This is a genomic window from Flaviaestuariibacter amylovorans, from assembly GCF_039541815.1.
GTDB classification, from domain to species: Bacteria; Bacteroidota; Bacteroidia; order Chitinophagales; family Chitinophagaceae; genus Flavisolibacter; species Flavisolibacter amylovorans.
This window is the reverse complement of the sequence record NZ_BAABGY010000007.1, coordinates 963,574-988,557: the sequence shown is the minus strand read 5'-3', so window position 1 is coordinate 988,557 and position 24,984 is coordinate 963,574. Positions and strand designations below refer to the sequence as shown.

The 24,984-nt window shown below is 62.4% G+C and carries 17 protein-coding genes; 15 read left to right on the top strand and 2 right to left on the bottom strand.

Features of this window, described 5'->3' with window-relative positions; translation table 11 throughout:
* Nucleotides 1-158: 158 nt before the first annotated feature.
* Entirely contained in the window at nucleotides 159-1,931 is a 1,773-nt protein-coding gene (locus ABD937_RS12725; protein ID WP_345256123.1) for a delta-60 repeat domain-containing protein, read from the top strand.
* Between the two features lie 856 nt (nucleotides 1,932-2,787).
* On the opposite strand, the gene ABD937_RS12720 is transcribed toward ABD937_RS12725, so the two are convergent.
* Nucleotides 2,788-3,471, bottom strand: a complete 684-nt coding sequence (locus tag ABD937_RS12720) for a LytTR family transcriptional regulator DNA-binding domain-containing protein (protein ID WP_345256122.1) — start codon at nucleotides 3,469-3,471, stop codon at nucleotides 2,788-2,790.
* A gap of 290 nt (nucleotides 3,472-3,761) precedes the next feature.
* Here ABD937_RS12720 and ABD937_RS12715 point away from each other — a divergent pair, with 290 nt between their 5' ends.
* The 3 genes from ABD937_RS12715 to ABD937_RS12705 all read left to right on the top strand — a co-directional run bounded on the left by ABD937_RS12715 (nucleotide 3,762) and on the right by ABD937_RS12705 (nucleotide 7,547).
* The gene (locus ABD937_RS12715; protein ID WP_345256121.1) at nucleotides 3,762-5,588 is read left to right on the top strand and encodes a glycoside hydrolase family 9 protein; all 1,827 of its coding nucleotides are present in this window, start codon (nucleotides 3,762-3,764) and stop codon (nucleotides 5,586-5,588) included.
* A 30-nt stretch (nucleotides 5,589-5,618) separates the two neighbouring features.
* Nucleotides 5,619-7,226 (top strand): MFS transporter, encoded by a 1,608-nt coding sequence (locus ABD937_RS12710; RefSeq protein WP_345256120.1) that lies wholly within the window; start codon nucleotides 5,619-5,621, stop codon nucleotides 7,224-7,226.
* A gap of 99 nt (nucleotides 7,227-7,325) precedes the next feature.
* Nucleotides 7,326-7,547: a DUF6814 family protein gene (locus tag ABD937_RS12705; RefSeq protein ID WP_345256119.1), complete on the top strand. Its 222-nt coding sequence runs from the start codon at nucleotides 7,326-7,328 to the stop codon at nucleotides 7,545-7,547.
* Nucleotides 7,548-7,935: 388 nt separating this feature from the next.
* Here the strand turns inward: ABD937_RS12705 and ABD937_RS12700 are convergent, their stop codons facing one another.
* Complete coding sequence (locus tag ABD937_RS12700) at nucleotides 7,936-10,059, bottom strand: PAS domain S-box protein (RefSeq protein WP_345256118.1); 2,124 nt, start codon at nucleotides 10,057-10,059, stop codon at nucleotides 7,936-7,938.
* Between the two features lie 197 nt (nucleotides 10,060-10,256).
* Here ABD937_RS12700 and ABD937_RS12695 point away from each other — a divergent pair, with 197 nt between their 5' ends.
* From ABD937_RS12695 to leuC, 11 genes are all read left to right on the top strand, one after another.
* Complete coding sequence (locus ABD937_RS12695; RefSeq protein ID WP_345256117.1) at nucleotides 10,257-11,678, top strand: pyridoxal phosphate-dependent decarboxylase family protein; 1,422 nt, start codon at nucleotides 10,257-10,259, stop codon at nucleotides 11,676-11,678.
* 320 nt (nucleotides 11,679-11,998) lie between these two features.
* On the top strand, nucleotides 11,999-12,697 hold the full coding sequence (locus tag ABD937_RS12690) for a phosphoadenylyl-sulfate reductase (RefSeq protein ID WP_345256116.1): 699 nt from the start codon (nucleotides 11,999-12,001) through the stop codon (nucleotides 12,695-12,697).
* Between the two features lie 162 nt (nucleotides 12,698-12,859).
* Entirely contained in the window at nucleotides 12,860-13,762 is a 903-nt protein-coding gene (gene cysD, locus ABD937_RS12685) for a sulfate adenylyltransferase subunit CysD (RefSeq protein ID WP_345256115.1), read from the top strand.
* A 217-nt stretch (nucleotides 13,763-13,979) separates the two neighbouring features.
* Nucleotides 13,980-16,919: a TonB-dependent receptor gene (locus ABD937_RS12680; RefSeq protein ID WP_345256114.1), complete on the top strand. Its 2,940-nt coding sequence runs from the start codon at nucleotides 13,980-13,982 to the stop codon at nucleotides 16,917-16,919.
* Between the two features lie 3 nt (nucleotides 16,920-16,922).
* Nucleotides 16,923-17,672, top strand: coding sequence for a DUF2490 domain-containing protein (locus ABD937_RS12675; protein ID WP_345256113.1), 750 nt, complete (start codon nucleotides 16,923-16,925; stop codon nucleotides 17,670-17,672).
* 3 nt (nucleotides 17,673-17,675) lie between these two features.
* The gene (locus ABD937_RS12670) at nucleotides 17,676-18,983 is read left to right on the top strand and encodes a TSUP family transporter (RefSeq protein ID WP_345256112.1); all 1,308 of its coding nucleotides are present in this window, start codon (nucleotides 17,676-17,678) and stop codon (nucleotides 18,981-18,983) included.
* Between the two features lie 21 nt (nucleotides 18,984-19,004).
* Nucleotides 19,005-20,258 carry a sulfate adenylyltransferase subunit 1 gene (locus ABD937_RS12665; protein ID WP_345256111.1) on the top strand — a complete coding sequence of 418 codons (1,254 nt, stop codon included), beginning with the start codon at nucleotides 19,005-19,007 and terminating at the stop codon, nucleotides 20,256-20,258.
* 93 nt (nucleotides 20,259-20,351) lie between these two features.
* Entirely contained in the window at nucleotides 20,352-21,167 is an 816-nt protein-coding gene (locus tag ABD937_RS12660) for a serine O-acetyltransferase (protein WP_345256110.1), read from the top strand.
* Between the two features lie 33 nt (nucleotides 21,168-21,200).
* On the top strand, nucleotides 21,201-22,112 hold the full coding sequence (cysK, locus tag ABD937_RS12655; RefSeq protein WP_345256109.1) for a cysteine synthase A: 912 nt from the start codon (nucleotides 21,201-21,203) through the stop codon (nucleotides 22,110-22,112).
* A gap of 282 nt (nucleotides 22,113-22,394) precedes the next feature.
* The gene (locus tag ABD937_RS12650) at nucleotides 22,395-23,561 is read left to right on the top strand and encodes a 2-isopropylmalate synthase (protein ID WP_345256108.1); all 1,167 of its coding nucleotides are present in this window, start codon (nucleotides 22,395-22,397) and stop codon (nucleotides 23,559-23,561) included.
* Nucleotides 23,562-23,574: 13 nt separating this feature from the next.
* Nucleotides 23,575-24,978: a 3-isopropylmalate dehydratase large subunit gene (gene leuC, locus ABD937_RS12645; RefSeq protein WP_345256107.1), complete on the top strand. Its 1,404-nt coding sequence runs from the start codon at nucleotides 23,575-23,577 to the stop codon at nucleotides 24,976-24,978.
* Nucleotides 24,979-24,984 lie beyond the last annotated feature (6 nt).

The window sequence follows — 24,984 nt, the reverse complement described above, 5'->3', positions numbered from 1 at the left end:
GCTGACGCCTCCACGCGCTGCAGTAGCATTTTTTATCATACGGTTCACGGGTTCCTTATCGCCGCTCAGGGTCCGGATCGGACGGCCGGCGTAGTTTGATTCCTGCAGCAGGGGTTGGGTGCCCCATATTAGCGGTACCCAACCTAATCCAATCCGCTATGAGAACTTTCCTGCTCGGGGCAGGCCTCCTCTGGGCCTCCCTGTGCGCCATAGGCCAGGACTATGCGCGCGACAACCTCTTCAATTACAACCTGCCCACGTCTACGATCAACGTCCGCGACCTGGCCGTGCTGCCCGACAAAAAGATCATGATCGCCGGGGAGTTCCATGCCTACGGCTCGTCGTTCAGCTACAGCAAGGTGCAGCGCTTATTGCCTACCGGCGCACCCGATCCTTCCTTTGTGAGCCCGGCCATTGCCGGGGGGCGCGTAAACGCCATGGTGATCCAGCCCTGGGACAATGCCGTTGTGATCGCGGGTGCTTTTACCTCGGTGGGCGGCGTAGCGCGTGGCGGCATCGCCCGGCTCCAGTCGAATGGCTCACTGGATGCCACCTTCAACCCGGGCAGCGGCATTGCAGGCGGCTATGCCGGCGACCTCATCATCTGGTCGCTGGCGGTACGCAACGATGCCGATGCCGGCAAGCGGCGAATCATTGCCGGCGGGCAATTCACCACCTACAATGGCGTGGCGGTAGCTAATGGAAATGGTGGCGGCCTTGTACAGCTCCGTACCGACGGCTCTCTCGATGTGGCAGCCCTGCCGAAAGTGGAGGGCGGCCCGGTATACTGCGTCGCAGTAGACGACAACGGCCGGATCCTCGCCGGCGGGGAGTTTTACCAGGTGAACGGGGCGGACAGGTGGCGCATCGCCCGCATCAACGTGGACGGCACTACCGACGCTACGTTTGCAGGGTACCGCTGGGACGGCTGCAACTCGTCGGTAACCCTCGTCAAAGCCAACGGTAGCGAGGTATACGTAGGCGGCTTCTTCACACACTTCAACGGCACCGCCTCACGCGGCCTCGTGCGCCTGCTGCCAAACGGCACCCGCGACGCCACTTTTAACGTGGGCACCGGCTTCACCGGTTCCAACACCGCCCTTTGCTCCCAGAACCTGGAGGTGAAGTCGATGGCCATCCAGACCGACGGCAAGCTGGTGGTGGGCGGCAACTTCACGGCTGCCAACGGGGCCGCAGCCTACCGCATCGCCCGGCTGCTCGCCGACGGCTCGGTAGATGCCTCCTGCACCACCGGTACCGGCTTCGACCAATGCGTGAACAGGGTTGTGTTCCAAGGCACCGACGACAGCCTGCTGGTAGCCGGCTTCTTTACCTCTTTCCGCGACGAGGTGCAAGGCTCGGTGATCCGGATCCGCAAGCCGCCGCTTCCCTTGCTGCTGCCGGTGCACATCGACCATTTCACGGGGCGTATGAGGGGTGACCAGGGCCTGCTGGAATGGCAGGTGGGCGGGCTTACCGAAGGTAGTGCGCTGACGCTGCTGCGCAGCACCGATGGCCGCCGCTTCGCTGCGGTGCGTACCTGGACGGGCAGCGCCGTGCCGGCCACCTGGAGCGATCCGCAGCTGCCAGCCGGCCGGGTGTTTTACAAGCTGCGCGTGACCAATGAGGCCGGCCAGTCGGTAGAATCGGCCATCGTGGAGCTGGAGCGGCCCTCCGAGGTGCGGCGGGGGCTCTACCCGAACCCGTTCAGCAGCTTGCTGCACCTGGTGCTGCCGGAGGCCGTGGCGGGCGCGGTGCTTTTGCGGTTTACGGCGGCCGACGGGCGCAGCTGGAGCTACCGGGCGATGGCGCAGGGGCGCCTGCTGCAGGTGGAGGCCGAAGGGCTGCCGCCGGGCACCTATGGGCTGCAGGCCTGGAGCGCCCGCGGCGAGCTCCTCTACAGCGCAGTGGCGGTGCGGGCCGCCCGTTAGTACGGCCGTATTATTACGGTGGCGCCTTACTGCTGACCCCGGCCTTTTGCCGGTTCACCGCCCCGGGCACCCCATTCACCCTTTTTCGGTTGGCGATGCCTGTTAAATTTCCGTTCTTGGTCCAGCTATCGTGGTGCCGCCAGAACGCTCCGATAACAAATCCCGGAAAGATCCCGGCGTCCGGTAGCATTTTTTGTGTGTGTAACTTAATCCGTGCCCGTGAAAACCAATCCAGTTCCAATCCTGATCCAACTCCTGTGAACAACCGACCACATCCCATGAAAACCGCCAGTATCTATTGAAGAACCACCAACATCCTTTGAAAGCCAGTCATTCATTCAAGTCCGGGAAAACCAGGCCGCCGACGGCGGCACCCACTGCCCTTATGATCCACCAGGGAAAATGCATGAATGAATCAAAAGGCCGCCTCCGGGCGGCCTTTTTCGTGAATTGTGAATCGTGAATGGAGCAGTGTGGCGATTGAGATCAACGTAAACATGTGAGGCGTGAGGCGTCAATCGTGAATCGTCAATCGTCAATCGTGAATGGAGGCGTAGAAAGGTGAACTCAGAAGATACGGCAGGGCGGGAAGGGGATTTCACCAGCCAACGGCTTCAGCCGTGGGTATTCGATTTGCACCAGCCCATGGATTCAGCCATGGGATTAATGGCCGGTGCCAGCGAGCATCCCGCATAACGGAGGATCCTTCGGCAAGCTCAGGATGACCTTGCTTCGTGAAGTTTACCCCGCAGGAAGCGGGCTCGCAATGACCTCCAACCTTCGCAATGACTCTTGCCCTATGAACGACCCTTTACGAATAAACCAATAGACCAATTTACAGCCGCGAAGCGGCTTCTTATCCCCCGATCCATTTCTTGAAGCCAGCTACCTTTTCCCGGCTCACGAACACTTCTTCCTTTACCGACGGGTTGAGCGTGAGCTTCAGGCGGTTGGAATAGTGCTGGCTGATGCCGGCGAGCGAGCGGAAGGAGACGAGCTGCGCCCGGTTGATGCGGAAGAACTGCGATGGGTCGAGCACCTGCACGAGCTCGGTGATGGAGAACTCCACGATATAGCGCTTGCCGTCCCAGGTACGCAGGAAGGTGATGTTGTTCTCCACGAAGAAATAGGCGATCTCCGACGTGTCGAGCGGGATGAGGCGCTCATTGATGCGGATGAGGAAGCGGTGCTTGTACACCGGAGGCCGGTGCGCGAAGGGCCCGAAAACCGGCAAGCCGCCCGGCTCCCCGGCGGTGGAGAGCGGGTGTCCCGACACAAGCGGCTGGAGGGGCTTTGCCGTTAACGGTTGCGCATACACGCTCTGCGTCAGCGTCGGTACCGGCACCGCCTCGTCGGCCGGGGTGTCGGTATAAAAGATCCAGTCCGGCTTCAGGCGCTCGATAAGGGCCGGGTCGTCGTCGGTACCCTGGTAAATTTCTTTGAGTGGGTAGGTGGGCTGCTGCAGCAGCTGCGCGAGCAGCGCCGTGGAGGCGGGCTCGTTGCCGATGATGAGCACTTTGATCCGTTCCGATTGGGGCATGAGGTGTCTTTTTAGGAATGGTGTGCGTTCGGCTGGCATGCAAGATGCGGTATTAAGGAATGCCCGCACTCCGCCCACGCCTGTACTGGTGAAGCGGGTTGATGAACGGGAATTCCATGGGCATGAACCGTAGCAGTAACAAGCCGGCCCCGCTGCCGGCGCCCGCGGGGCCTTCGCCGGTTCAAAAAACGGTGGCAGATGCCCCAAGCTGAGCCCGGCCGCTTGCTAAGTGCAACCGATCGCCTAAATTACCTGCTGTTGCTCCCGACGCAGCATTCCTCCTTTTGAACATGACCGCAACCCGCTTTTGTTACGCCCTGATCCCGTTCCTTTTACTTTGGGGTGCTGCCGCGTGCACCGCCCAGCCAGCCGGCACGCGTAAGGCCTCTGTGTACCTGAACCAGGAAGGCTTCGCACCGGCCTTCCCCAAGACCGCGATCGTTACCGGCGCAGCCGCCGGCCCTTTCTATATCCTGGTGGAGCGCGGCGATACCGCATTCCGGGGCACGTTGTCGCGCGAGTACCTTTCCACGAATTCATCGCTGGTCACCCGCCGGGCAGACTTCACCGCGCTGCAGCGCCCGGGTACCTATGTGCTCGTTCTTGGCGGCGGCGAACGCTCCATGCCCTTTCGGATCGCGCCCGACCCTTTGCGCAACGCTTCGGTTTCCCTGCTGAAAGGATTTTATTTCCAGCGCTCCGGCACCGCCCTCGACGCGGCCTTTGCCGGCGCCTGGGCACGTCCGGCAGGCCATCCCGATACCGCCGCACTGGTGCATGCGTCCGCTGCCCGGCCCGGATTGCCGGCCGGCAGCCGCTGGCGGGCGCCGGGAGGCTGGTACGACGCGGGCGACTACAACAAATACATCGTCAATTCCGGGGTCACGATGGGCACGCTGCTGTCGGCCTACGAAGATTTTCCCGCTTACTTCGACACCCTCCGGACCGGCATCCCGGAGAGCGGCAACAGCCTGCCCGATATCCTCGACGAGGCACTCTGGAACCTGCGCTGGATGATGGCCATGCAGGACCCCGCCGACGGCGGCGTCTTCCACAAGCTCACGAACCCGGAATTCAACGGCATGGTGCTGCCGCACATCGGAAGCGAGCCCCGCTACGTGGTGCGGAAGTCCACCGCCGCCACCCTCGACCTGGCCGCCACCTGCGCACAGGCGGCGCGCGTGTTCGAAAAATTTGGTACGGAACTGCCGGGTCTCGCCGACTCCTGCCGCCGGATCGCCCTAAACGCCTGGCAATGGGCAGGGGCGCACCCCGCGGAGCGGTACCAGCAGGAGGAGCTGAATAAGCGCTTCGATCCCGACATCAACACCGGTGGATACGGCGACGCGGACCTGCGTGATGAGCAGCTCTGGGCGGCCTCCGAGCTCTTTATTACCACGCGCGACACGTCCTACCTGCCCGTTATCCGCCGCGAGCTCGCCACGGGCATGCGCATCCCTTCGTGGGCACAGGTGGGCTTCCTGGGCTATATGACCCTGGTGCGCCACCAGGCGCTGCTTCCGGAGGACTTGCGCCCGCTCTACCGGCAGATCGTGGACTCGGTGACGCTGCTGGGTGCGCGCCTGCTCGAGGGGCGCAACACCGGCGCATTCGCCACACCGATGGGGCATCAGAGAAAAGACTTTGCGTGGGGCAGCAACGCCGTTGCCGCCAACCAGGGCATCGTACTGCTTTATGCGGCCACGGTCAGCGGCAACCCCGAGTTCAGGCACGCCGCGCTCGACAATGCCGACTACCTTCTGGGCCGCAACGCAACCGGCTACTGCTTCATCACCGGCATCGGCCACCACTCACCGCTGCACCCGCATCACCGCCCTTCGGAGGGCGATGGCGTCACCGCTCCCGTGCCCGGCCTCCTGGTGGGTGGTCCCAACCCCGGGCGGCAGGATCAGGCGAAGTACCCGTTCACCGAGCCGGAACAGGCCTATGTAGACGCCGAGCCGGCTTATGCCGCCAACGAGATCGCCATCAACTGGAACGCCCCCGCCGTATACCTGCTGCATGCGCTGCGCGCCTGGTCGCTGCAGAAAGGCTTCCGGATGGCGCCACAGACCCCAAAACGCATTCTTAACGAAAAGCCCGCGCCGCGTCCGTAGCGACTGACGGCTGCACCAAAACCACGCTATATGATTCCAACCCCAGCAACTCAGTCAGCCGCCCCTGCACCGGCTTCGCGCGGCAAGCTTGCCGGCATCATTGCTGCCTCGTCGGTAGGCACGCTTATCGAATGGTACGACTTCTACATCTTCGGCTCCCTGGCGCAGGTGATCTCGACCAAATTTTTCCCATCGGGCAATGCTACGGTGGCCCTGCTCTCGACGCTGGCCACCTTCGCCGCCGGCTTCGTGGTGCGGCCCTTTGGCGCGCTCGTGTTCGGGCGTCTTGGCGATATGGTGGGTCGTAAGCATACCTTCCTCCTGACCCTCGTACTCATGGGGCTTTCCACCTTCCTCATCGGCTGCGTGCCGGGCTATGAGACCATCGGGGTGGCCGCGCCGATACTTGTATTAGTGCTGCGCCTGCTGCAGGGGCTTGCCCTTGGCGGCGAGTACGGAGGGGCAGCTACCTATGTGGCCGAGCATGCGCCGGCACACCGCCGGGGCTTCTGGACCTCCTGGATCCAGACCACCGCTACTGCAGGTCTCTTTGTGTCGCTGGGCGTGATCGTTACCGTGAAGTCGCTGCTCGATGCGGATGCCTTTAACGAGTGGGGCTGGCGCATTCCGTTCTGGATCTCGATCCTGATGGTGGCGCTCTCGATCGTGATCCGGATGCGGATGCACGAGTCGCCGCTTTTTGCCAAAGCGAAGGCCGAGGGCAAGGTGAGCGTGAACCCGCTCAAGGAAAGCTTCGGCAACCGCTACAACTTCAAGTTCGTGCTGCTCGCGCTCTTCGGTGCCACCATGGGCCAGGGCGTGGTGTGGTATACCGGCCAGTTCTATGCGCTCAGCTTTATCCAGACCACGCTGAGCATAGAGGTTGGGCAGGCCAGCCGCCTCATCATGTGGGCGCTCGTGTTCGCCACGCCCTTCTTCGTGTTCTTTGGGTGGCTGTCGGACCGCATTGGCCGCAAATGGATCATGCTCGCGGGGATGGGATTGGCGGTGCTTTGCTACCGGCCCATCTACAGCGCCATGTATAGCGCCGGTTCGCTGGACGGGCGGGTGCAGGTCGATTACCCCGGAGCGGCGGCACCCGGCGTGCTCCCTGCCGCGGTGATGGAGGCAGACCGGAGCAGTCCGGGCGACAGCCTCCGCACGGTGCGCTTTACGCGCCGCTACGTGGATGGCACCCAGGCGGCGATCACTACCGTGTACGCGTTGCGTAACGGCCAACAGAAAGAGTTGCATGCAACGAAAGCCGTCATCCTTGACGAGGGCTCGTTCTGGAAGCTCGTCGGGCTCGTATTTCTACAGGTGTTGTTTGTGACGATGGTGTACGGGCCGATCGCGGCCTTCCTCGTGGAGCTGTTCCCCACGCGGATCCGGTATACGTCTATGTCGCTGCCTTATCACATCGGCAACGGCATCTTCGGCGGGCTCATGCCCACGGTGGCGCTCTTCCTCTCCACGAAGGCCGTGGCGGCGAACGAGGCTGCGCAGAAAGCAGGCACGGCGCTTCCGTACGAGCAGCCCTACCTCGAAGGACTTTGGTACCCGATCCTGCTGGCCGCCGTATCCTTCGTGGTGGGCGCCCTCTACCTTTCGGGGAAAGACCGGCGGGTGGACGACTGACCCATCCCTCAGCCCCTTCCGAGAGGGAAGGGAGTTGAAGCTCCCTTGGATTCAGAACGGTGTAAACGACAAGCCAACAAACCCTCAAAAAACTTCTTCATGAATTCCCTGAAACGTTACCTCGGCCTCGTCTGGATGGCGCTTGCGGCACTTGCCGGCTGGTACCTCCTCATCTCGCAGGCCCTTCCCAAATTCAGCAGCCCGCTTCCGGAAGACCGGATCCCGGCGCTGATCTATGCGTTCATCCTGACCCCACTCATCGTCGGCGGGCTTGGCCTGTTCGGCTGGTATGCGTGGAAAAGAGAATATGATACCGAATAGCCCGGCCCCCTGTACCCGCCAGCTGGCAGGGGAACTTAGGTCGCTACTTTCTTTACCAAAGGGAGGCTTTTTCCAAAGCAGGTGGGGTTGACGTGAGCGTAGCTGAAAACAGGATCAAATGAGTATATGAGGTATTCGAGAGCCAACTCTTGCCTCCACCAATATTTCATTTGGTCAAGTAATCATGTACTCTGGTACTCGCTTACTCCCCCTCTGTCCATTGCTCCCTCGACCCTCTGAAACCAGAAAGCCCCGACACAGTCGGGGCTTTCGTATAAAACAACTTTAGGAATGGTCCAGATAACAAGAGTAGGTTCCACCTAAGTTCCCCCTACGGGGGACAGGGGGCCTCTTCCGGTCTGTTTTGGGCTAAAGATAGGCTGGTGCCTCAGGCCATGGCCGCCTTGGGCGTGAGCGGAAAGGTCACTTCGAGTGTGCAGCCATGCCCCGGGCTCGAGTGCACCTGTGCCTGACCGTCGTGCAGCTGAGCGCGGGTGCGCATGTTCATGAGGCCGACGCCGCGTGCTGCGCGGGCGCTGTCGAAACCAACGCCATTGTCGACGATGCGCAGCAACAGGGTTTCTTCTGCCGCATGTAGCTGCACCCACACCTGGGAGGCCTTGGCGTACTTGATGATGTTGTTGCACTGCTCCTGCGCGATGCGGTAGAGCGTCAGCCGCACGTTCTGCGCTACCTGCGCGTCGGCAGCCGGGTCCAGGTCGAGGTCGACGGTAATGCCGCCTCCCTGCCGCAGGTTCTCGAACAGGTTGCCCAGGGCCTCGGCGAGCGTTTCACCGTGAAGGGTGGGGGGAATGATGGAGTGGCTGAGGCGGCGGATCTCCTGGATCGCCTGCTGAATGAGGGTGTACGACTTGTCGAACAGCCCTTCGTGCCGCCGGTCGCTGCGGGCCATGTTGAGGTAGAGCCCGGCCGAGGCGAGGATCTGGTTCACGTTGTCGTGCAGCTCCAGCCCGATCTTCTGGCGCTCGTTCTCCTGTGCCGTGATGGTGGCGCGGGTCAGCTCCTTCTGCCGGCGCACCTGCTCGCGCCGCAGCTCGCGTTCGGCGACCTTACGGGCCGTAATGTCCTGCGTGGCACCCACCAGGCGCACCGGGTTGCCGGCGTCGTCGCGCATGACGAACCCGCGGTCGATGATGTGCCGGATGCTTCCGTCGGGCAGCAGCAGGCGGCACTCCGCTTCAAAGTATTCCTGCTCGGGCGCGTCGATCAGCGCCTGGCGCAGGTCGAGCAGCGGCTGCCGGTCGTCGGGGTGCACAAACTGGAGCCAGTCGTTGAGAGTGCCGTCTTCCCGTTCAAGTGCCAGGCCGAAGATCTTCTTCCAGCCTTCACCGTTGCGGTAGATCGCGCCCGTGGTCATGTCCCAGTCCCACACCATGTCGTTGGTGGCCTTGCTGATCAGGTCGTAGCGCTCGTTGCTCCGGCGCAGGGCTTCTACGGTATGCAGGTGCTCCGTGATGTCGTTGGCCACCAGCAGCAGTCCCTGCACCTGGCGGTTGTTGTACACCGGATCGGCCGATACCAGCACCTGAACCCGTTCGCCGCTGCTCGTGACCAGGGTGCTCACATAGCTGCGTGTGGGCTTGCCGGAAAGCCCGCTCTCGAACACCTGCTTCACGAAATCGGAATAGTCGGCGGCGGAGGCGAAGAAGGAGCGCGGATCGTTGCTTCCGCTTTCGCCAAACAGGGCAATGCAAAAGGGGTTGCGGTAGAGGATGCGTCCCGCGGGCGACACAATGAACACGATGCTCTTTAGTTGCTCCAGCACCTGCTGCGCGCCGAGCGCGTCGGACAGGTTGAAGAGCTGGTGACGACGGAGCGCCACCAGGGTAGTGACCGAGAAGAGCGTAAGGAAGGTGGAGGTCACCGGGATCTCCGGCCGCTGGAACAGCACCGGGTACACGACCTGGGTGATGATGCCCTGGATGGTCGGCAACAGCATGCCGAACGCGATCAGGAAGGCTTGGGTGCGCCGCGCTCGGTCGTGGCGGAGGCGCAGGGCGTGGCGGAACAGGACGACGAGCGCCGCAACAACGACCAGGGAGATGAGCGACCGCTGCAATCCGTCGAGCGTGCCCGGGCGGGGCAGGTTCACGAAGCCCCATCCGTCGCGATAGGGGAAGATGGTGGGGTCGGGAACGGCCTGGTACAGCAGGTAGAGCGCGATAAAAGGTGCATACAGCGCCACCAGCGCCGGCCTGCGGAGGGCCCGCGTATGACCGGCGTATGACAGCACGAAATGCAGTACCAGCGGCGCAAGACCCTGCCAGCCGATACACAGGATGCGGTCCCAGAAGCGCGCGGTGGCCTCGGTGGCGCAGAGGCGCACGATGACGTCTTCGGCCTGCCAGAACAGGAGCGCGATCACGAACAGCGAAAAGATATCGGTAGCCCGGCCACGGGGCACCCGGAACTGCAGGTAAAAGATGATCCCGAGGTTGAGCAGGGCCGGAAGGAACGCAAGCAGCGCGTACGAAATGTTTTGGGGTATCAAGTTCGGTTTTTGTAGGTTTCAGGGGGCGGTGGCGGTGCTGCCGGCGACCGCAGGCGCGTAAGGTAAAGAAGTCCGGCGAGAAATCGAAAGACGCGATCCCGCGTCATCAGTTCGTGCCGGTTGCCCGCCGGTTCTTCCGTTTTAACAAAGGCCTAACCGCGCCGGCTGCTAACATTGCCGACTAAACCAACCGCGGAATGCATCCCACGCTTGCCAAGGACTTCGAGTCGCTTCCATCGCTGCTGTACCAGGCCATGTCTTTATCGGCCGACTATCTCGATGGGCTCAACGAGCATCCGGTGAGCAGGCCTGCACCGGTAACGGCTGAAACCACGCTGCCGGAAGACGGGGTGGGCACCACCGGCGCGCTGAAGGCGTTTTACGCCACGCATGCCAACACGGTGGTGGCTTCGTCAGGACCCCGGTATTGGGGTTTTGTTACCGGTGGCACCACGCCCGCGGCGATCGCCGGCGACTGGCTCAGCACCGTGTTCGACCAGAACACGCAGAGCACCAAGGGGCCCGGAGGCAGTACGGCGGCCGTGGAGGTGGAAACGATCGGGCTCCTGCTTGACCTGCTCGGGCTGCCCGCGACCTTTCAGGGCGGATTTGTAACCGGTGCTACCATGGCCAACTTCACCGGCCTGGCCGTGGCGAGGCAGTGGGCGGGCCGCCAGCTTGGCTTCGATGCGGCGCGCAGCGGTGTGCAGCCCGGCATCGTAGTGCTCTCGGCTACTCCGCATTCCTCCGCCGTGAAAGCCCTGTCGCTACTCGGCCTCGGCAGCAGCAACATCATCCCCCTGCGCACCCTCGACGCCGATCGGGAGGCGCTGGATCCCGCCGACCTCGAAGAGAAGCTGGAACAGTATAAACACAGTGCGGTGATCCTGGTGAGCAGCGGCGGCACGGTCAACTCAGTCGACTTTGACGACATGACGGCGATCGCCGGTCTCCGCGGGCGGTACCGGTTCTACTGGCATGTGGACGCGGCCTTCGGAGCTTTTGCGGCACTGTCGCCCGGGCACCGCCCCTTGCTTGAGGGCTGGGACGCAGCAGATAGCATCGCCGTTGATTGCCACAAGTGGATGAACGTGCCCTATGATTCGGCGTTTTATCTCGTACGTAAAGAGCATGCTTCCCTGCAGGTGCAAACCTTCCAGAACTCCAACGCACCCTACCTCGGCGACCCGGAAGCCGACTTCACCTACCTCAACTTCGGCCCGGAAAACTCGCGCCGCTTCCGGGCGTTGCCCGTCTGGATTTCGCTGCAGGCATACGGGCGCAGCGGCTTCCGCTGGATGGTGGAGCACTCGATCGAGCGAGCGCAATCCTTTGCCCGCCGCCTGGCTGGCGAAACGCCGTTCCGTGTTTGCGCCCCGGTGCACCTCAACGTGGTCTGCTTCACGATCCCGGGAGCCGATGCAGGCGCGCTCACCGCGGTGCTCGACATACTCAATGCGCGGGGACGGGTGTTCTTTACGCCTTCCGCCTACCGCGGCACCCCCTGTATCCGTGCCGCGTTTGTGAACTGGCGCACCACGGAGCCCGACATCGACATCGCGATCGGGGAGTTGCGTGCAGCGGCCGGGCAATTATCGGGAACAGCCACTGAAGATTGACATTTCCTACTGAACCGGTAGATTTTAGGAGCGGGCCAGTTTCCGGCCCGCAATTAAGGCGATCAACAGCCGCATACCAAAACGACTGAAGCGCGTATCCTTCCGAGTTGCCCGTAAGTAAAGGGTTTGGAGCAATTTCATGTTCATGGCGGCATTCCATGAGTAACCCTGACGACAGCGTTCAATCATTTGGGTGAGTCATCTTTCTGCAATCATACTATATAAATTTGGTAGACTATTTGCGCGCCCCTAATTTCGGCCCCTGAGGAACCCGGTGGTTCTGCGAACGATTGCCTTTGCTGTACCAAAACAGTTGACGAATGCAGTATCTATTGCAATTGCGCTCCGCGTTCGCGGAACTTTCGCTGCCTGAGGCCCTGCGCCTCGGCACCACGCTCTTCCCGGGCGCGGTCTGCTTTTCCACGTCGCTTGGACAGGAAGACCAGGTGCTGACCGACATCATCGCCCGCAGTGGCCTTCCCGTCCGGCTCTTCACGCTCGACACCGGGCGCCTCTTCGAAGAGACCTACGCTACCTACGAGCGCACGGTAGCCCGCTATAAGCTGCCCATCGATGTATTCTTTCCGAAGGCCGAGGCCGTGCAGGAGCTCGCTGCGCGCCAGGGCGTGAATGGTTTTTACGAGTCGGTAGCGCAGCGACAGGCTTGCTGCGGCGTGCGCAAGGTGGAGCCGCTGGCCCGGGCGCTTCGCGGTGCGCGGGTATGGATCACCGGGTTGCGCGCCGAGCAGAACGACCACCGCAAAAGCATTTCCGTGGTGGAATGGGATGCGGACCGCGAGCTGTACAAGATCAATCCGCTGCTGCATTGGTCGTACGAGGAAGTGCTGGCCCACCTGCGGCAGTACAACGTACCCTACAACCCGCTCCACGACCAGGGCTTTCTCTCGATCGGCTGCGCACCCTGTACCCGTGCCGTTGAGCCGGGCGAGGAGGCGCGCGCCGGCCGCTGGTGGTGGGAGCAGTCGCACAAGGAGTGCGGGCTTCATTTGCAGCGATGATCTCAGATCTGTGATCTCAGATTTCAGATGTATTGCTCACGCACGCTGTTGGCCCTCAGAAAAATCAAATCCGGTGGGGTATGGTCAACGAGAGGCAACCCATTACCAATAGACCAATAGACCAATAAACAAATAGACCAATAGACAAATAGACATTCTACTATGAAGCACACCGCAAAGTTTCCCCGGGCACTCGAAGATGAAGCGATCTACATCATGCGTGAGGTGGCGGCGCAATTCGAGCGGCCGGCCATCCTCTTCTCGGGCGGCAAGGACTCCATCACGCTCGTGCACCTTGCCCGCAAGGCCTTTTTCCCGGCACGGGCACCCTTCCCGATGCTTCATATCGATACCGGGCACAACTTCCCGGAAACCATCGCATTCCGCGACTGGCTGGCCGCGCAATCCGGCTTGCAGCTGATCGTCCGCCACGTTCAGGATACCATCGATGCCGGCAAGGTGCAGGAAGAGACGGGGAAGTACGCGAGCCGCAACGTGCTGCAGACCGTAACATTACTGGACGCCATCAGCGAGCTGAAGCTCGACGCCTGCATCGGCGGGGCGCGGCGCGACGAAGAGAAGGCGCGGGCAAAAGAGCGCGTGTTCTCCGTGCGCGACGACTTCGGCCAATGGGATGCGAAGCGGCAGCGCCCCGAGCTCTTCGACCACCTCAACGGCCGCATCAACCACGGGGAGAACGTGCGCGTGTTCCCGATCTCCAACTGGACGGAGCTGGACGTCTGGAACTATATCCGCGAGGAGGAGCTGTCCATTCCATCGATCTACTTTTCGCACAAGCGGTCCCTCATCGAGCGCGACGGGCTCTATTGGCCCGCTTCACCCTACCTCAATACGACCCCCGATGAAGTGCCTTTCGAAGGCACGGTACGCTTCCGCACCGTGGGCGATATGACCTGCACCGCCGCCGTACTCTCGGATGCGGCCGACCTCGACACCGTGATCGCCGAGATCGAAGCCGCGACACTCTCCGAGCGAGGCGCCCGAATCGACGACAAGCGCTCCGAGGCCGCCATGGAAAAGCGAAAGAAAGAAGGCTACTTCTAGGCAACGCAGGATGCTCGATGATTTGGGCGTGAGGCGTGAGGCGTCAGGCGCCAGGCGTGAGCAGAACTAACGTTTGAAGACCAAAGACTTTTGTTGCACCGTACAAGTACAGAAGTGAGGCGCCGGAAGGCGACCTCCATAAACGAGGATCCAACCGACCAACATGAACCATAGAAAGGCACCCATGGCCGTCTACAGCCGGCTACAAGAAAGGACAATGATCAAACCGCTCGTATTTGGCTTAGCCGCTTCGCTCTGCACTACGGCGCTGCAGGCACAGGACCGCATCCAGGTATCGGGCACCGTTACCGACCAGGCAACGGGCGCGCCGCTCGAGGGCGTGGTGGTGCAGATCGCCGGCAACAAGGCGGCTACGCAAACCGGCGCCAACGGAGGGTTTGTGCTGAAGGCGCAGCAGGCTGTTCCTTTCACCCTGGAGTTCACGTCCGTGGGCTTCGCGCCGCAACGGGTACGGGTGACGGCGCTCGACGCGCAGCTCAAAGTGTCACTTGCAACGCAAACCGTACTCGAGAACGAGGTCGTGATCACAGCCTCGCGGGTTCCTGAGCGGATCCTCCGCTCACCGGTGGCGATCCAGAAGCTCGACGTACGCGCCATCCGCGAGTCGCCCGCACCCACCTTTTACGATGCACTGGAGAACGTGAAAGGCGTGCAGATGACGACCTCCAGCCTCACCTTCAAAGTGCCGAACACCCGCGGCTTCAACATCCCGAACAACTTCCGCTTCATGCAGCTGGTGGATGGTGTGGACATGCAGGCTGCCACACTCGGCGTACCGCTGGGCAATGCGATCGGTCCTACCGAGCTCGACATCCAGAGCGTGGAGATCACGCCCGGCGCAGCCTCGGCGCTGTACGGCATGAACGCCATCAACGGCATGGCCAACCTGCTTACGAAGAATCCCTTTCAAAGCACCGGCCTCAGCATCTACCAGCGCACCGGCGTCAACCACGTCGACGGCATCGACGCCGCACCTAGCCTGCTCACCGAGTCTGCGCTCCGCTACGCGTACGCGTTCCGCCGCTTCGCCTTCAAGGTCAACGCCGCCTACCTGCAGGGCACCGACTGGCGCTCCAACACCCGCCTCGACCAGAATCCGAATGCCCTCCGGAGCGCCAACCCGCGCTTCCCCGAGCTGGCTACGGCCAACCCTGCCTTCGACGGCTGGAACAAATACGGCGACGATGCGCTGGCCGGCTCCAACGTGGTTTCGATCGGTGGGCTGACGATCAACGGGCAGGCCAACCAATCGTTGCGCGTGGCGCGTACCGGCTACTGGGAAACCGACCTCGTAAGCCCGCGCGTCGACAACCTGAAGGTGGACGTGGGCCTCTATTACAAGCTGGGCGGCGATGGCGAGCTCTGGTATACCTACCGCGTCGGCAAGATGGATGGCGTGTTCCAGCGCGGCAACAAGATCCAGCTCGATAACGTGTGGGTGCAGAACCACAAGCTGGAGCTGAAGGGTGGCCGCTACAGCGTGCGGGCCTATGTTTCGCTCGAGCAGACCGGCGACTCCTATAACGTGAAGCCGCTTGCCGACAATATGGACCTCTATAGCGGCGGCGCCTCCGATACGCGCACCCCTGCAAGCTGGGGCACCAAGTTCCGCAATGCCCTGAACGCCTACGGTGCGGGCAACGGTGGGCTCACCTCCGCCAACCTCGCGGCCGCCACGCAGTTTGCCCGGCAGCAGGCCGATGCGGGCCGCGTACAGCCCGGCACCCCCGAATTCGAGCGCCTGAAGAACACCATCATCCGCATCAACAACTGGGACATCCGCTCCGGTGCCATTCCGGGCGCACCCGAAACCGGCGGCGCCGCCCTTGTGCAAAACAGCCGTATGTACCACCTCGAGGGGCAATATGACCTGTCGCCCCGAAGCAAGTCCTGGAACCTGCTGGTGGGTGGCGATGCGCGCGTGTACGCCGTGATCCCGGACGGCAACAACTTCGTGGATTTCTCAAGGCCGCTCGAGGAACGCAACGTACCCCTCAAGGACGGATCCTTCGGCAGCAACGTATACTACCGGAAAGTGGGCGCCTTCGGACAGGCGAGCAAGACCTTCTTCGCGGAACGCCTGAAGCTGTTCGGCTCGCTGCGCTTCGACTACAATCCCGAGTTCGATCCGGAGCTGACGCCCCGCCTGGCGGCCGTGTACAGCGTGCGCGACCGGCACCACTTCCGGGTTACCTGGCAACAGGGCTACCGCTTCCCTGCGCTCTTCGAGGCGCTTTCCTTCGTCAACAACGGGCGTGTGAAGCGCGTGGGCTCGCTCGCTTATATCAACGAAGGGCTGGGCTACCTCGAGAACAGCTACACGCAAGCCTCGGTGATCGACTTCAACGCCGCCGTGAGCGCGCTGGGCAACACGGATGCCGCGGCGCTCGCCAACCGGAATCTATTGGTCGTTGCTAACCTTCCCAAAGCGCGTCCCGAGCGCATTAATTCCTTCGAGGTGGGCTACAAAAGCGCCCTCCTCCCGCAAAAGCTGTCGATCGATTTCGACGCCTACATGAACCAGTACGACGGCTTCCTGGGGCAGGTGCAGGTGTATGTGCCGAAAGGGGAGTTTGTCGGTTCCGACGCGGCCGTGATCGCGATGCTCGACCGCAACCGCGACGCCACGCAGGCGTCGGGTAGCAATGCCGCCTCGAAAGGGCAGGAGCGTTACCGGGTTTATACGAATGCCAAGAACACCTACTTCAATTACGGCTCCGCGCTTGGCGTCACCTGGAGTTTCTATAAGAAGTTCACCGTTGCCGGCAACCTTTCGTACAACAAGATGCGGAACAACGCCAGGGGCGACATCTTCGTTACCGGCTTCAACACCCCGGAATGGGCGGCGAATTTTTCTTTCGGCAACCGCGAGATCGTCAAGAACATCGGGTTCAGCATCGTCTGGCGCTGGCAGGATGCCTTCCTGTGGGAGAGCCCGCTCGTTACGGGCACCGTGGCCGCCTACAGCACCGTGGACGCGCAGGTCAGCTTCCGCGTACCGAGGTACAAGTCCCTCATCAAGGTGGGCGGCTCCGACATCTTCAACCGCCGCTTCCTGCAGTATGCCGGCGGCCCCACGATCGGCGCGCTGTATTACGCGGCGATCTCGGTAGAGGGATTACTCGCTAAAAAGTAAGCAATGCATTACCGCAATCATATGGTTCTTGCCCTGTTGCTCACGGCAGGTGGCGCCCGGGCCCAAACGAAACGGACGGAGCACGTCGGGCAGACCTGGCTCGGGTATTTCAACCAGGCGCGCCTGAGCGACCGCTGGGGCCTCTGGCTCGAAGCGCAGGGGCGCACCAGGGAGCGGGGCGTGGAGGGGCTTTCGCAGGGCATTGCCCGCCTCGGCCTGACTTATTACCTGAACGATGCCACTAAGGCCACGGCCGGCTACGCCTTTGTGAACCACTTTCCTGCCGATAACCATATGGAGATTTCGCAGCCGGAGCACCGCCTGTGGCAGCAGCTGCAGTGGCATACAAAGTACGGGCGGCTCCGTACGATGCAGTGGTTCCGGCTCGAAGAGCGCTACCGCCGCAGGATCCTCAACGACTCCACGCTGGGCAGCGGCTTCAACTTCAATCTCCGGGCACGCTACAATTTCCTGCTGCAGGTGCCGCTGGCCGCCGAAGTAAAGCAGGGCTCCCTGTCTGTTATCGCCAACAACGAGATCCATATCAACTTCGGCAAGGCGATCGTGAACAACTACTTCGACCAGAACCGCTTTTTCCTCGGTTTTGCCTACCACGTGAACGCCCACGACAACCTGCAGTTCGGCTACCTCAATATCTTCCAGCAACTGGCGGCCGGCAACCGGTACAAAGCAACGCACGCCGCGCGGATCTATTTCTTTCACAACCTCGACCTGCGTAAAAAACGCTCCTGACGAATGATGAAGCATTTGACACGCCTCGATTCGCCGGTGGCACTGCCCATCACCCTGCACGCACCGGGTCTGCGCTGGCTCCTGATCGGCGGCGGACAACAGGCGGCGGCTGCCCTGGAGCAACTGCTCGTGTCCGGCGGCCCACTGGCCGTCACCGTGATCGCACCTGCTGCCGGCACCGCCCTGCGCACGCTGCTCGACGCACAACCGGTTATCGAATGGCAGCAACGCGACTATACGACCAGTGACCTGCACAAGGCCGACCTGCTGATCGCAGCCACCGACGACCCTGTACGCAACGGTATCATCCGCAACGAGGCCGCCGACATCCGCCTCCTGGTATATGTGCCCGATGCGCCGGAAGCCGGCGATTTCAGCCTGCTGGCGATGCATCGCCTGGCACCTGTTGCTCCGACTGTAACCGGCGATAGAGGGGAAGCTGCCTGGAAGCGCATCGCCTCGCGCCTCATCATCGCCTTCGGCCTGATGGTGCTGGGGCATGTGCTGATCTCCTACCTGCCCATTCCGCCGGTGGCGCAGATCTGGCGCGACCTCGGGCCCACCTTCACCGGAGAGTTCTGGCTCTTCGTACTCGCCGGTTTCGTTGCGCAACTGGTAGATGGGCTGCTGAGCATGGGCTACGGGGTTACGTCAGCTACCTGTCTCATGTCGTTCGGCGTCAGCCCCGTGGCCGTGAGCGCGGCGATCCACACTTCCGAAGTGTTCACGACGGGCATCTCCGGGTATAGCCACTACAAGTTCGGAAACGTTAACAAAAAGCTGTTCCGGCACCTGGTGATACCGGGCGTGCTCGGGGCCATCCTGGGAGCCGTAGCGCTGGTGTACCTCGGCGAGCGTTCCGCCAAATGGCTCATGCCGGTGATCGCCCTTTATGCCGGCTTCCTGGGACTGAAGATCCTCGTAAAAGCCTTCCAGGCGGCGCCGGGAAACCGCAAGGTGAAGCGGGTGGGCTGGCTCGCCGGCGCTGGCGGCTTCCTCGACTCCTTTGGCGGCGGCGGCTGGGGACCCATCGTAACCAGCACGCTCATTGCCAAGGGCCGCTCCCCGAAATATACGGTCGGCTCCGTGAGCCTCACCGAGTTCTTCGTGACCCTCGCCAGCGCCTTCACCTTCCTCGTTACCGTGGGGGTGAGCCACCTCGGCATCGTGCTGGGCCTGCTCATCGGCGGCGTGCTGGCAGCTCCCGTCGCGGCGCGCCTCGCCGGAAGGCTGCCGCGCCGGACGATGATGATCTGCGTGGGGATCATGGTGATGGTCTGGTGCGTGCGCGTGTTTCTCAAAAGCATCTAATCAAAAGCAAAAACAACTCCTATGGATATTTTACGGATCGCCACCGCGGGCAGTGTTGACGATGGCAAAAGCACACTGATCGGAAGGCTGCTGCACGATACGGGCTCGATCGCAAAAGACAAGCTGGAAGGCCTCGAGGCTACCAGCCGGCGCAAGGGACTCGACTTCACCGACCTGTCGCTGCTCACCGACGGGCTCATTGCCGAGCGGGAGCAGGGCATCACCATCGACGTGGCCCACATCTACTTCGCCACCGCGCAACGCAAGTACATCATCGCCGATACGCCCGGCCACATCGAGTATACGCGCAACATGATCACGGGCGCCTCCAACGCGCAAGCCTCCATCGTGCTCATCGACGCGCGCAACGGGGTCATTGAGCAAACGCGGCGCCACCTCTTCATCTCCGCCCTGCTGCGCCTCGGTCATGTGTTCGTGTGCGTCAACAAGATGGACCTGGTGCAGTTTGACGAAAACGCGTTCCGCCGCATCGAGCGCGATATGAAGGCGCTGGTACAAAAGATCGGCTATGCCGGCGTCGTGCATTTCATCCCCATCGCGGCCAAGGACGGCGACAACGTCGTGCGGGCTTCCGCTCAAACCCCCTGGTATACCGGGCCTACGTTGTTGCACCTGCTCGAAAGCATCCCGGTGCTGCAGGCAGAGCCGGACCTTCCGGCACGCTTCCCGGTGCAGCTCGTGATCCGCCCGCACTCGGACGAATACCACGACTACCGCGGCTATGCCGGCAAACTGGCAAGTGGGACGCTGACGCAGCACGAGGAGGTGCTGGTGCTTCCCTCACTGAAGCAAACGCGGATCAAGAGCATCCGCTCCGGCATGAGCCCGGTACCGGTTGCGCTTCCGGGGCAAAGTGTGGCCATCGAGCTTGCCGACGATGTGGACGTGAGCCGCGGATCGGTGATTGTAAGCGCCCATACACCACACCGGCAGCTGCAGGCATTTAGCGCGGTACTCAACTGGATGGACGAGACGCCGCTCACTTCCGGGAAATCCTACCTCCTCCAGCACGGCGGCACCCGCGTAAAGGCTAAAGCGACGGCGGTGCAATCGGTACTGGACATCACGACCATGGAGCAGCAGGAAGCACCCGGCAGCCTGCGCCTCAACGATATCGGAACCGTGGAGATCAAGGTGGCCCGCCCCATTGCGGCCGACCCCTTTGCAGAAAACCGCGCTACCGGCTCCTTTATCCTCATCGACGAGTTCAGCAACAACACGGTGGCCGTAGGCTTCATCGGGGCATCCCGGTAAGCCGGGCCGTCGTAATTAAGGGAACCGTAACAGGCCCGCGCGCGGCCCGCACCTACTTTTAACCTGGCAGGAGCGTACTACAATCAACCCGGTATGACCAATGAACGACTGATCGATAAGCTGTGCGCTGCGGCACAACGCGGCTTCCGTACGTTGCCCGACAAGGAGCGGGGGCGCCGTTTCCTGGACGACCTGTTCGGCTTCCTCTTCGCCTGCACGAGTGCGGGAGCAACCGATCGGCCGGCACTGCAAAGCCGGGTGGACGGCTTGCGGAACGACCTCGCGCATTGGTTGCCGGAAGACGGTGCTGTTCATGCAGCCCACTTTTTCGAGGCCTTGCCCGCGATCTACGATGCCCTGCTCGAAGATGCTGCCGCCATCCTGGAGAGCGATCCGGCTGCGCGCTCGCTCGAAGAGGTGCTGGCCACCTATCCCGGCTTCTTCGCCACCTTCGTGCACCGTGTTGCCCACCAGCTCTGGGTGCAGGGCTGCACGCTCGGTGCACGCTTTTTTTCGGAGCATGCCCACAGCCGCACCGGCATCGACATTCACCCCGCCGCCCGCATCGGCAGGGCCTTCGCCATCGATCATGGCACCGGCATCGTGATCGGGGAGACCACCGTCATCGGCGATGGCGTTAAGATCTACCAGGGCGTCACGCTCGGGGCGCTGAACGTGTCGAAGGATGCAGCCAGCGCGCAGCGCCACCCGACCATCGGCGACGGTGTGGTCATCTATGCCGGCGCCACCATTCTGGGTGGCGCTACCCTTGTGGGTGCCGGAAGCATCATCGGCGGCAACGTGTGGCTTACGTACAGCATTCCGCCCAACTCGGTGGTGTATCATAAAAGCGAAGTGCACATCAAGAGCAACGACCCCTTCCCGGAGCCGCTCAATTTCGTGATCTGATTCTATCAACCCCCCAACAATAAACGCAAGCAAATGAAAGCCGCAAACATTCTCGGGATCATTGGCAACACGCCGCACGTGCGGCTCAACCGCCTCTTCGGTCCCGACCACGAAGTGTGGATCAAGCTCGAGAAGCAGAACCCCGGTGCGAGCATCAAAGACCGCATTGCCCTCGCGATGGTGGAGGATGCCGAGCAGAAAGGGCTGCTGCATAAAGACAGCGTCATCATCGAGCCCACATCGGGCAACACGGGCATCGGCCTCGCGCTGGTGGCTGCGGTTAAAGGCTACAAGCTGGTGCTGGTGATGCCGGAGAGCATGAGCATCGAGCGCCGCCGGCTGATGTCGGTGTACGGAGCCGAGTTCGTGCTCACTCCGCGCGAGAAAGGGATGAAAGGCGCCATCGAGCGGGCCCGCGAGCTCGCCGGAGAAACGCCCAACTCCTGGATCCCGCAGCAGTTCGATAATGCCGCCAACACGGAGATCCATCGCCGCACGTCGGCCCAGGAGATCCTTGCTGACTTCTCCGACGGCCTCGACTACGTGATCACCGGCGTGGGCACGGGCGGTCACATAACGGCGATCGCCGAAGTGGTGAAGGAGAAGCTGCCTGGTCTCCAAGTGTTTGCCGTGGAGCCGGAGCTCTCACCCGTGCTCAGTGGGGGCGCCCCTTCGCCGCACCCGCTGCAGGGGCTGGGCGCCGGCTTCGTGCCTTCCATCCTCAACGTGGCCGCCCTCGACGGCGTGATCCAGGTAGGGAAGGACGAGGCCTACCAGTATGCGCAGCGCCTCGCGCGCGAAGAAGGCATCTTCGGCGGCGTCTCGACCGGCGCGGCGCTGGCAGCAGTGGCAAAGAAGCTCCCTGAGATCCCCAAGGGGTCGAAGATCCTAACGTATAACTACGATACCGGGGAACGCTATTTCTCGATCGAGGGCTTGTTCTGATGCATGGCACTTCAATGGAAAGGCGGGCCGGCAGGTCCGCCTTTTTTTGTTCGCTCTTCCCGCGCCGACGCTGCCCCCCAGCCGGAAACGGGTGGAATTGCGTTTTTTTACTTGGGCATCACAAAATGACGTGGCGTAAGTGCTTTAAGGAGAATGGCTTGAGCCTCCGCGCTGCCGGTTTGGAAATCCTACATCCGGATCATTTACCGTTCGTTGCCGCCGGCGGATTGGTCTAGCTTGGGGGTGCCGCCCTACAGTCGGTCGGTCCTAAAATTCCCGGTTATGACCCCTCAGAAAGTCGTCATCTTCGACACCACCCTGCGCGACGGCGAGCAGGTGCCCGGATGCAAGCTGAACACCGCAGAAAAGGTATCCCTCGCCGTGCAGCTCGAGCAGCTCGGCGTAGACGTGATCGAGGCGGGATTCCCGATCTCGAGCCCAGGCGACTTCGAGTCGGTGCGCCAGATCGGTGCCACCATCAGGGACGCCATCGTATGCGGACTGAGCCGCGCGGTGCTCAAAGACATCGAAGTAGCCGCCGAAGCGCTGAAGGGCGCCCGCCGCCCGCGCATTCATACCGGGATCGGCACTTCCGACTTTCATATCCGGAGCAAGTTCAACTCCACGCGGGAAGTCATATTGGAGCGTGTGACGCAATGCGTGCGCTGGGCCCGCAACTTCACCGACGACGTGGAGTTCTATGCCGAGGACGCCGGCCGCACCGACAACGAGTACCTGGCGCGTGTGATCGAGGCCGCCATCCGCGCCGGCGCCCGCACCGTCAACATTCCCGACACCACCGGCTACTGCCTGCCCCAGCAGTACGGTGAGAAGATCGCCTACCTGGTCAACCATGTGCCCAATATCGACAAGGCCATCATCTCCTGCCATTGCCATAACGACCTTGGCCTCGCTACAGCCAATGCGATCGCGGGCGTCATCGCCGGTGCGCGGCAGATTGAATGCACCATCAACGGGCTGGGCGAGCGCGCGGGCAACACGTCGCTGGAGGAAGTAGTGATGGTGCTGCGCCAGCACCGGGACCTCGGCCTGTACACGAACGTTCGCCCGCAGGAGCTGAACCCGATCAGCCGGCTCGTTTCCGAAACGATGCGGATGCCGGTGCAGCCCAACAAGGCCATCGTGGGGGCCAATGCCTTTTCGCATTCGTCGGGTATTCACCAGGATGGCTTCCTGAAGAACGCACAGACCTACGAGATCATCAGCCCGGAGGAAGTGGGCGCGGAGCAGAGCCGGATCGTGCTCACGGCCCGCAGCGGCCGGAGTGCGCTGGCCTATCGCTTCCAGAAGCTGGGCTACCAGTACGTGCGCGACGACATCGATTTTCTCTACGAGGCCTTCCTGAAAGTAGCCGACACCAAGAAAGAAGTGAACGAAGAAGACCTGCTGCAGCTTGCGCAATCCTATGCAAGCGCGCAGGCCGTGTGAAACCAATAGCTATATGGCAAAAACATTAGTCGACAAGATCTGGGACCGGCACGTGGTGCGGTCCATCAGCGGTGGCCCCGACGTGCTCTACATCGACCGCCACTACATCCACGAGGTCACGACCCCACAGGCGTTTGCCGGCCTCCGGCAGCGGGGGCTTCCCGTGCTGCGCCCGGCGCAGGTGATCGCTACCGCGGATCATAATGTGCCCACCGAAAACCAGCACCTCCCGATCCGCGATGCGCTGTCGCGCCTGCAGGTGGAGGAGCTCGTGCGCAACTGCGCGGAGCACGGCATCGAGCTGTACGGGCTCGGGCATCCCTACCAAGGCATCGTACACGTGATTGGCCCCGAGCTCGGGATCACCCAGCCCGGGATGACGCTCGTGTGCGGCGACAGTCATACCTCTACGCACGGGGCGTTAGGCGCGATCGCCTTCGGCATTGGCACGAGCGAGGTGGAAATGGTGCTGGCCACGCAGTGCCTCCTGCAGGCGCGTCCGAAGCGGATGCGCATCCGCGTGGAAGGGACCCTCAGCAGGGGTGTGGTATCGAAGGACATCATCCTCCACATCATCGCGCAGCTCGGCACCGGCGGCGCCACCGGCTACTTCGTGGAGTTTGCGGGCACAGCCATCCGCGCCCTGTCGATGGAGGCACGCATGACCGTGTGCAACATGAGCATCGAGATGGGTGCACGGGGCGGCCTTGTCGCTCCTGACGAGACCACGTTCGCCTACCTGGAGGGCCGGCCGTTTGCACCGAAAGGCGCGGAGTGGGAGCGGAGCCTCGCGGGCTGGAAGGAGCTGTACAGCGACGCTGATGCCGTATTCGACAAAGAGCTGCTGATCGATGCCGCCGACATCGAGCCGATGATAACCTATGGAACCAACCCGGGCCTGGGGATGGCTGTTGGTGGCCGGATCCCGCCGGCCGACAGCATCCCGGACCCCGGTGAGCGCCAGGGCCTGCAAAAAGCGCTCAACTATATGGGCCTTAACAGCGGTGTGCCCATCAAAGGGCTTCCGGTGCAAAACGTGTTCATCGGCAGCTGCACCAACGCCCGCATCGAGGACCTCCGGCTGGCCGCAGGATTGGTGCGGGGTCGCCGCAAGCACGAAGGGGTGCGGGCCCTCGTGGTTCCCGGCTCGCAGCAGGTGGCCGCGCAGGCAGTGGCCGAGGGCCTCGACCGTATTTTTACGGAGGCAGGCTTCGAGTTCCGGCAGGCAGGCTGCAGCGCCTGCCTCGGGATGAACGAGGACAAGGTGCCTGCCGGCGAATACTGCGTCTCTACCAGCAACCGCAACTTCGAAGGGCGCCAGGGCGCCGGCGCGCGCACGCTGCTGGCCTCGCCGCTGACGGCCGCCGCCGCTGCCCTCACCGGCATGGTGACCGATGTCCGTGAATTCTTAAGCTGATACCCC

Bases quoted from the DNA above. Each gene is read 5' to 3' on its own strand.
- ABD937_RS12725 (WP_345256123.1), top strand. From the start codon at position 159: ATGAGAACTTTCCTGCTCGGGGCAGGCCTCCTCTGGGCCTCCCTGTGC.
- ABD937_RS12720 (WP_345256122.1), bottom strand. From the start codon at position 3,471: ATGCCCCAATCGGAACGGATCAAAGTGCTCATCATCGGCAACGAGCCC.
- ABD937_RS12715 (WP_345256121.1), top strand. From the start codon at position 3,762: ATGACCGCAACCCGCTTTTGTTACGCCCTGATCCCGTTCCTTTTACTT.
- ABD937_RS12710 (WP_345256120.1), top strand. From the start codon at position 5,619: ATGATTCCAACCCCAGCAACTCAGTCAGCCGCCCCTGCACCGGCTTCG.
- ABD937_RS12705 (WP_345256119.1), top strand. From the start codon at position 7,326: ATGAATTCCCTGAAACGTTACCTCGGCCTCGTCTGGATGGCGCTTGCG.
- ABD937_RS12695 (WP_345256117.1), top strand. From the start codon at position 10,257: ATGCATCCCACGCTTGCCAAGGACTTCGAGTCGCTTCCATCGCTGCTG.
- ABD937_RS12690 (WP_345256116.1), top strand. From the start codon at position 11,999: ATGCAGTATCTATTGCAATTGCGCTCCGCGTTCGCGGAACTTTCGCTG.
- cysD (WP_345256115.1), top strand. From the start codon at position 12,860: ATGAAGCACACCGCAAAGTTTCCCCGGGCACTCGAAGATGAAGCGATC.
- ABD937_RS12680 (WP_345256114.1), top strand. From the start codon at position 13,980: ATGATCAAACCGCTCGTATTTGGCTTAGCCGCTTCGCTCTGCACTACG.
- ABD937_RS12675 (WP_345256113.1), top strand. From the start codon at position 16,923: ATGCATTACCGCAATCATATGGTTCTTGCCCTGTTGCTCACGGCAGGT.
- ABD937_RS12670 (WP_345256112.1), top strand. From the start codon at position 17,676: ATGATGAAGCATTTGACACGCCTCGATTCGCCGGTGGCACTGCCCATC.
- ABD937_RS12665 (WP_345256111.1), top strand. From the start codon at position 19,005: ATGGATATTTTACGGATCGCCACCGCGGGCAGTGTTGACGATGGCAAA.
- ABD937_RS12660 (WP_345256110.1), top strand. From the start codon at position 20,352: ATGACCAATGAACGACTGATCGATAAGCTGTGCGCTGCGGCACAACGC.
- cysK (WP_345256109.1), top strand. From the start codon at position 21,201: ATGAAAGCCGCAAACATTCTCGGGATCATTGGCAACACGCCGCACGTG.
- ABD937_RS12650 (WP_345256108.1), top strand. From the start codon at position 22,395: ATGACCCCTCAGAAAGTCGTCATCTTCGACACCACCCTGCGCGACGGC.
- leuC (WP_345256107.1), top strand. From the start codon at position 23,575: ATGGCAAAAACATTAGTCGACAAGATCTGGGACCGGCACGTGGTGCGG.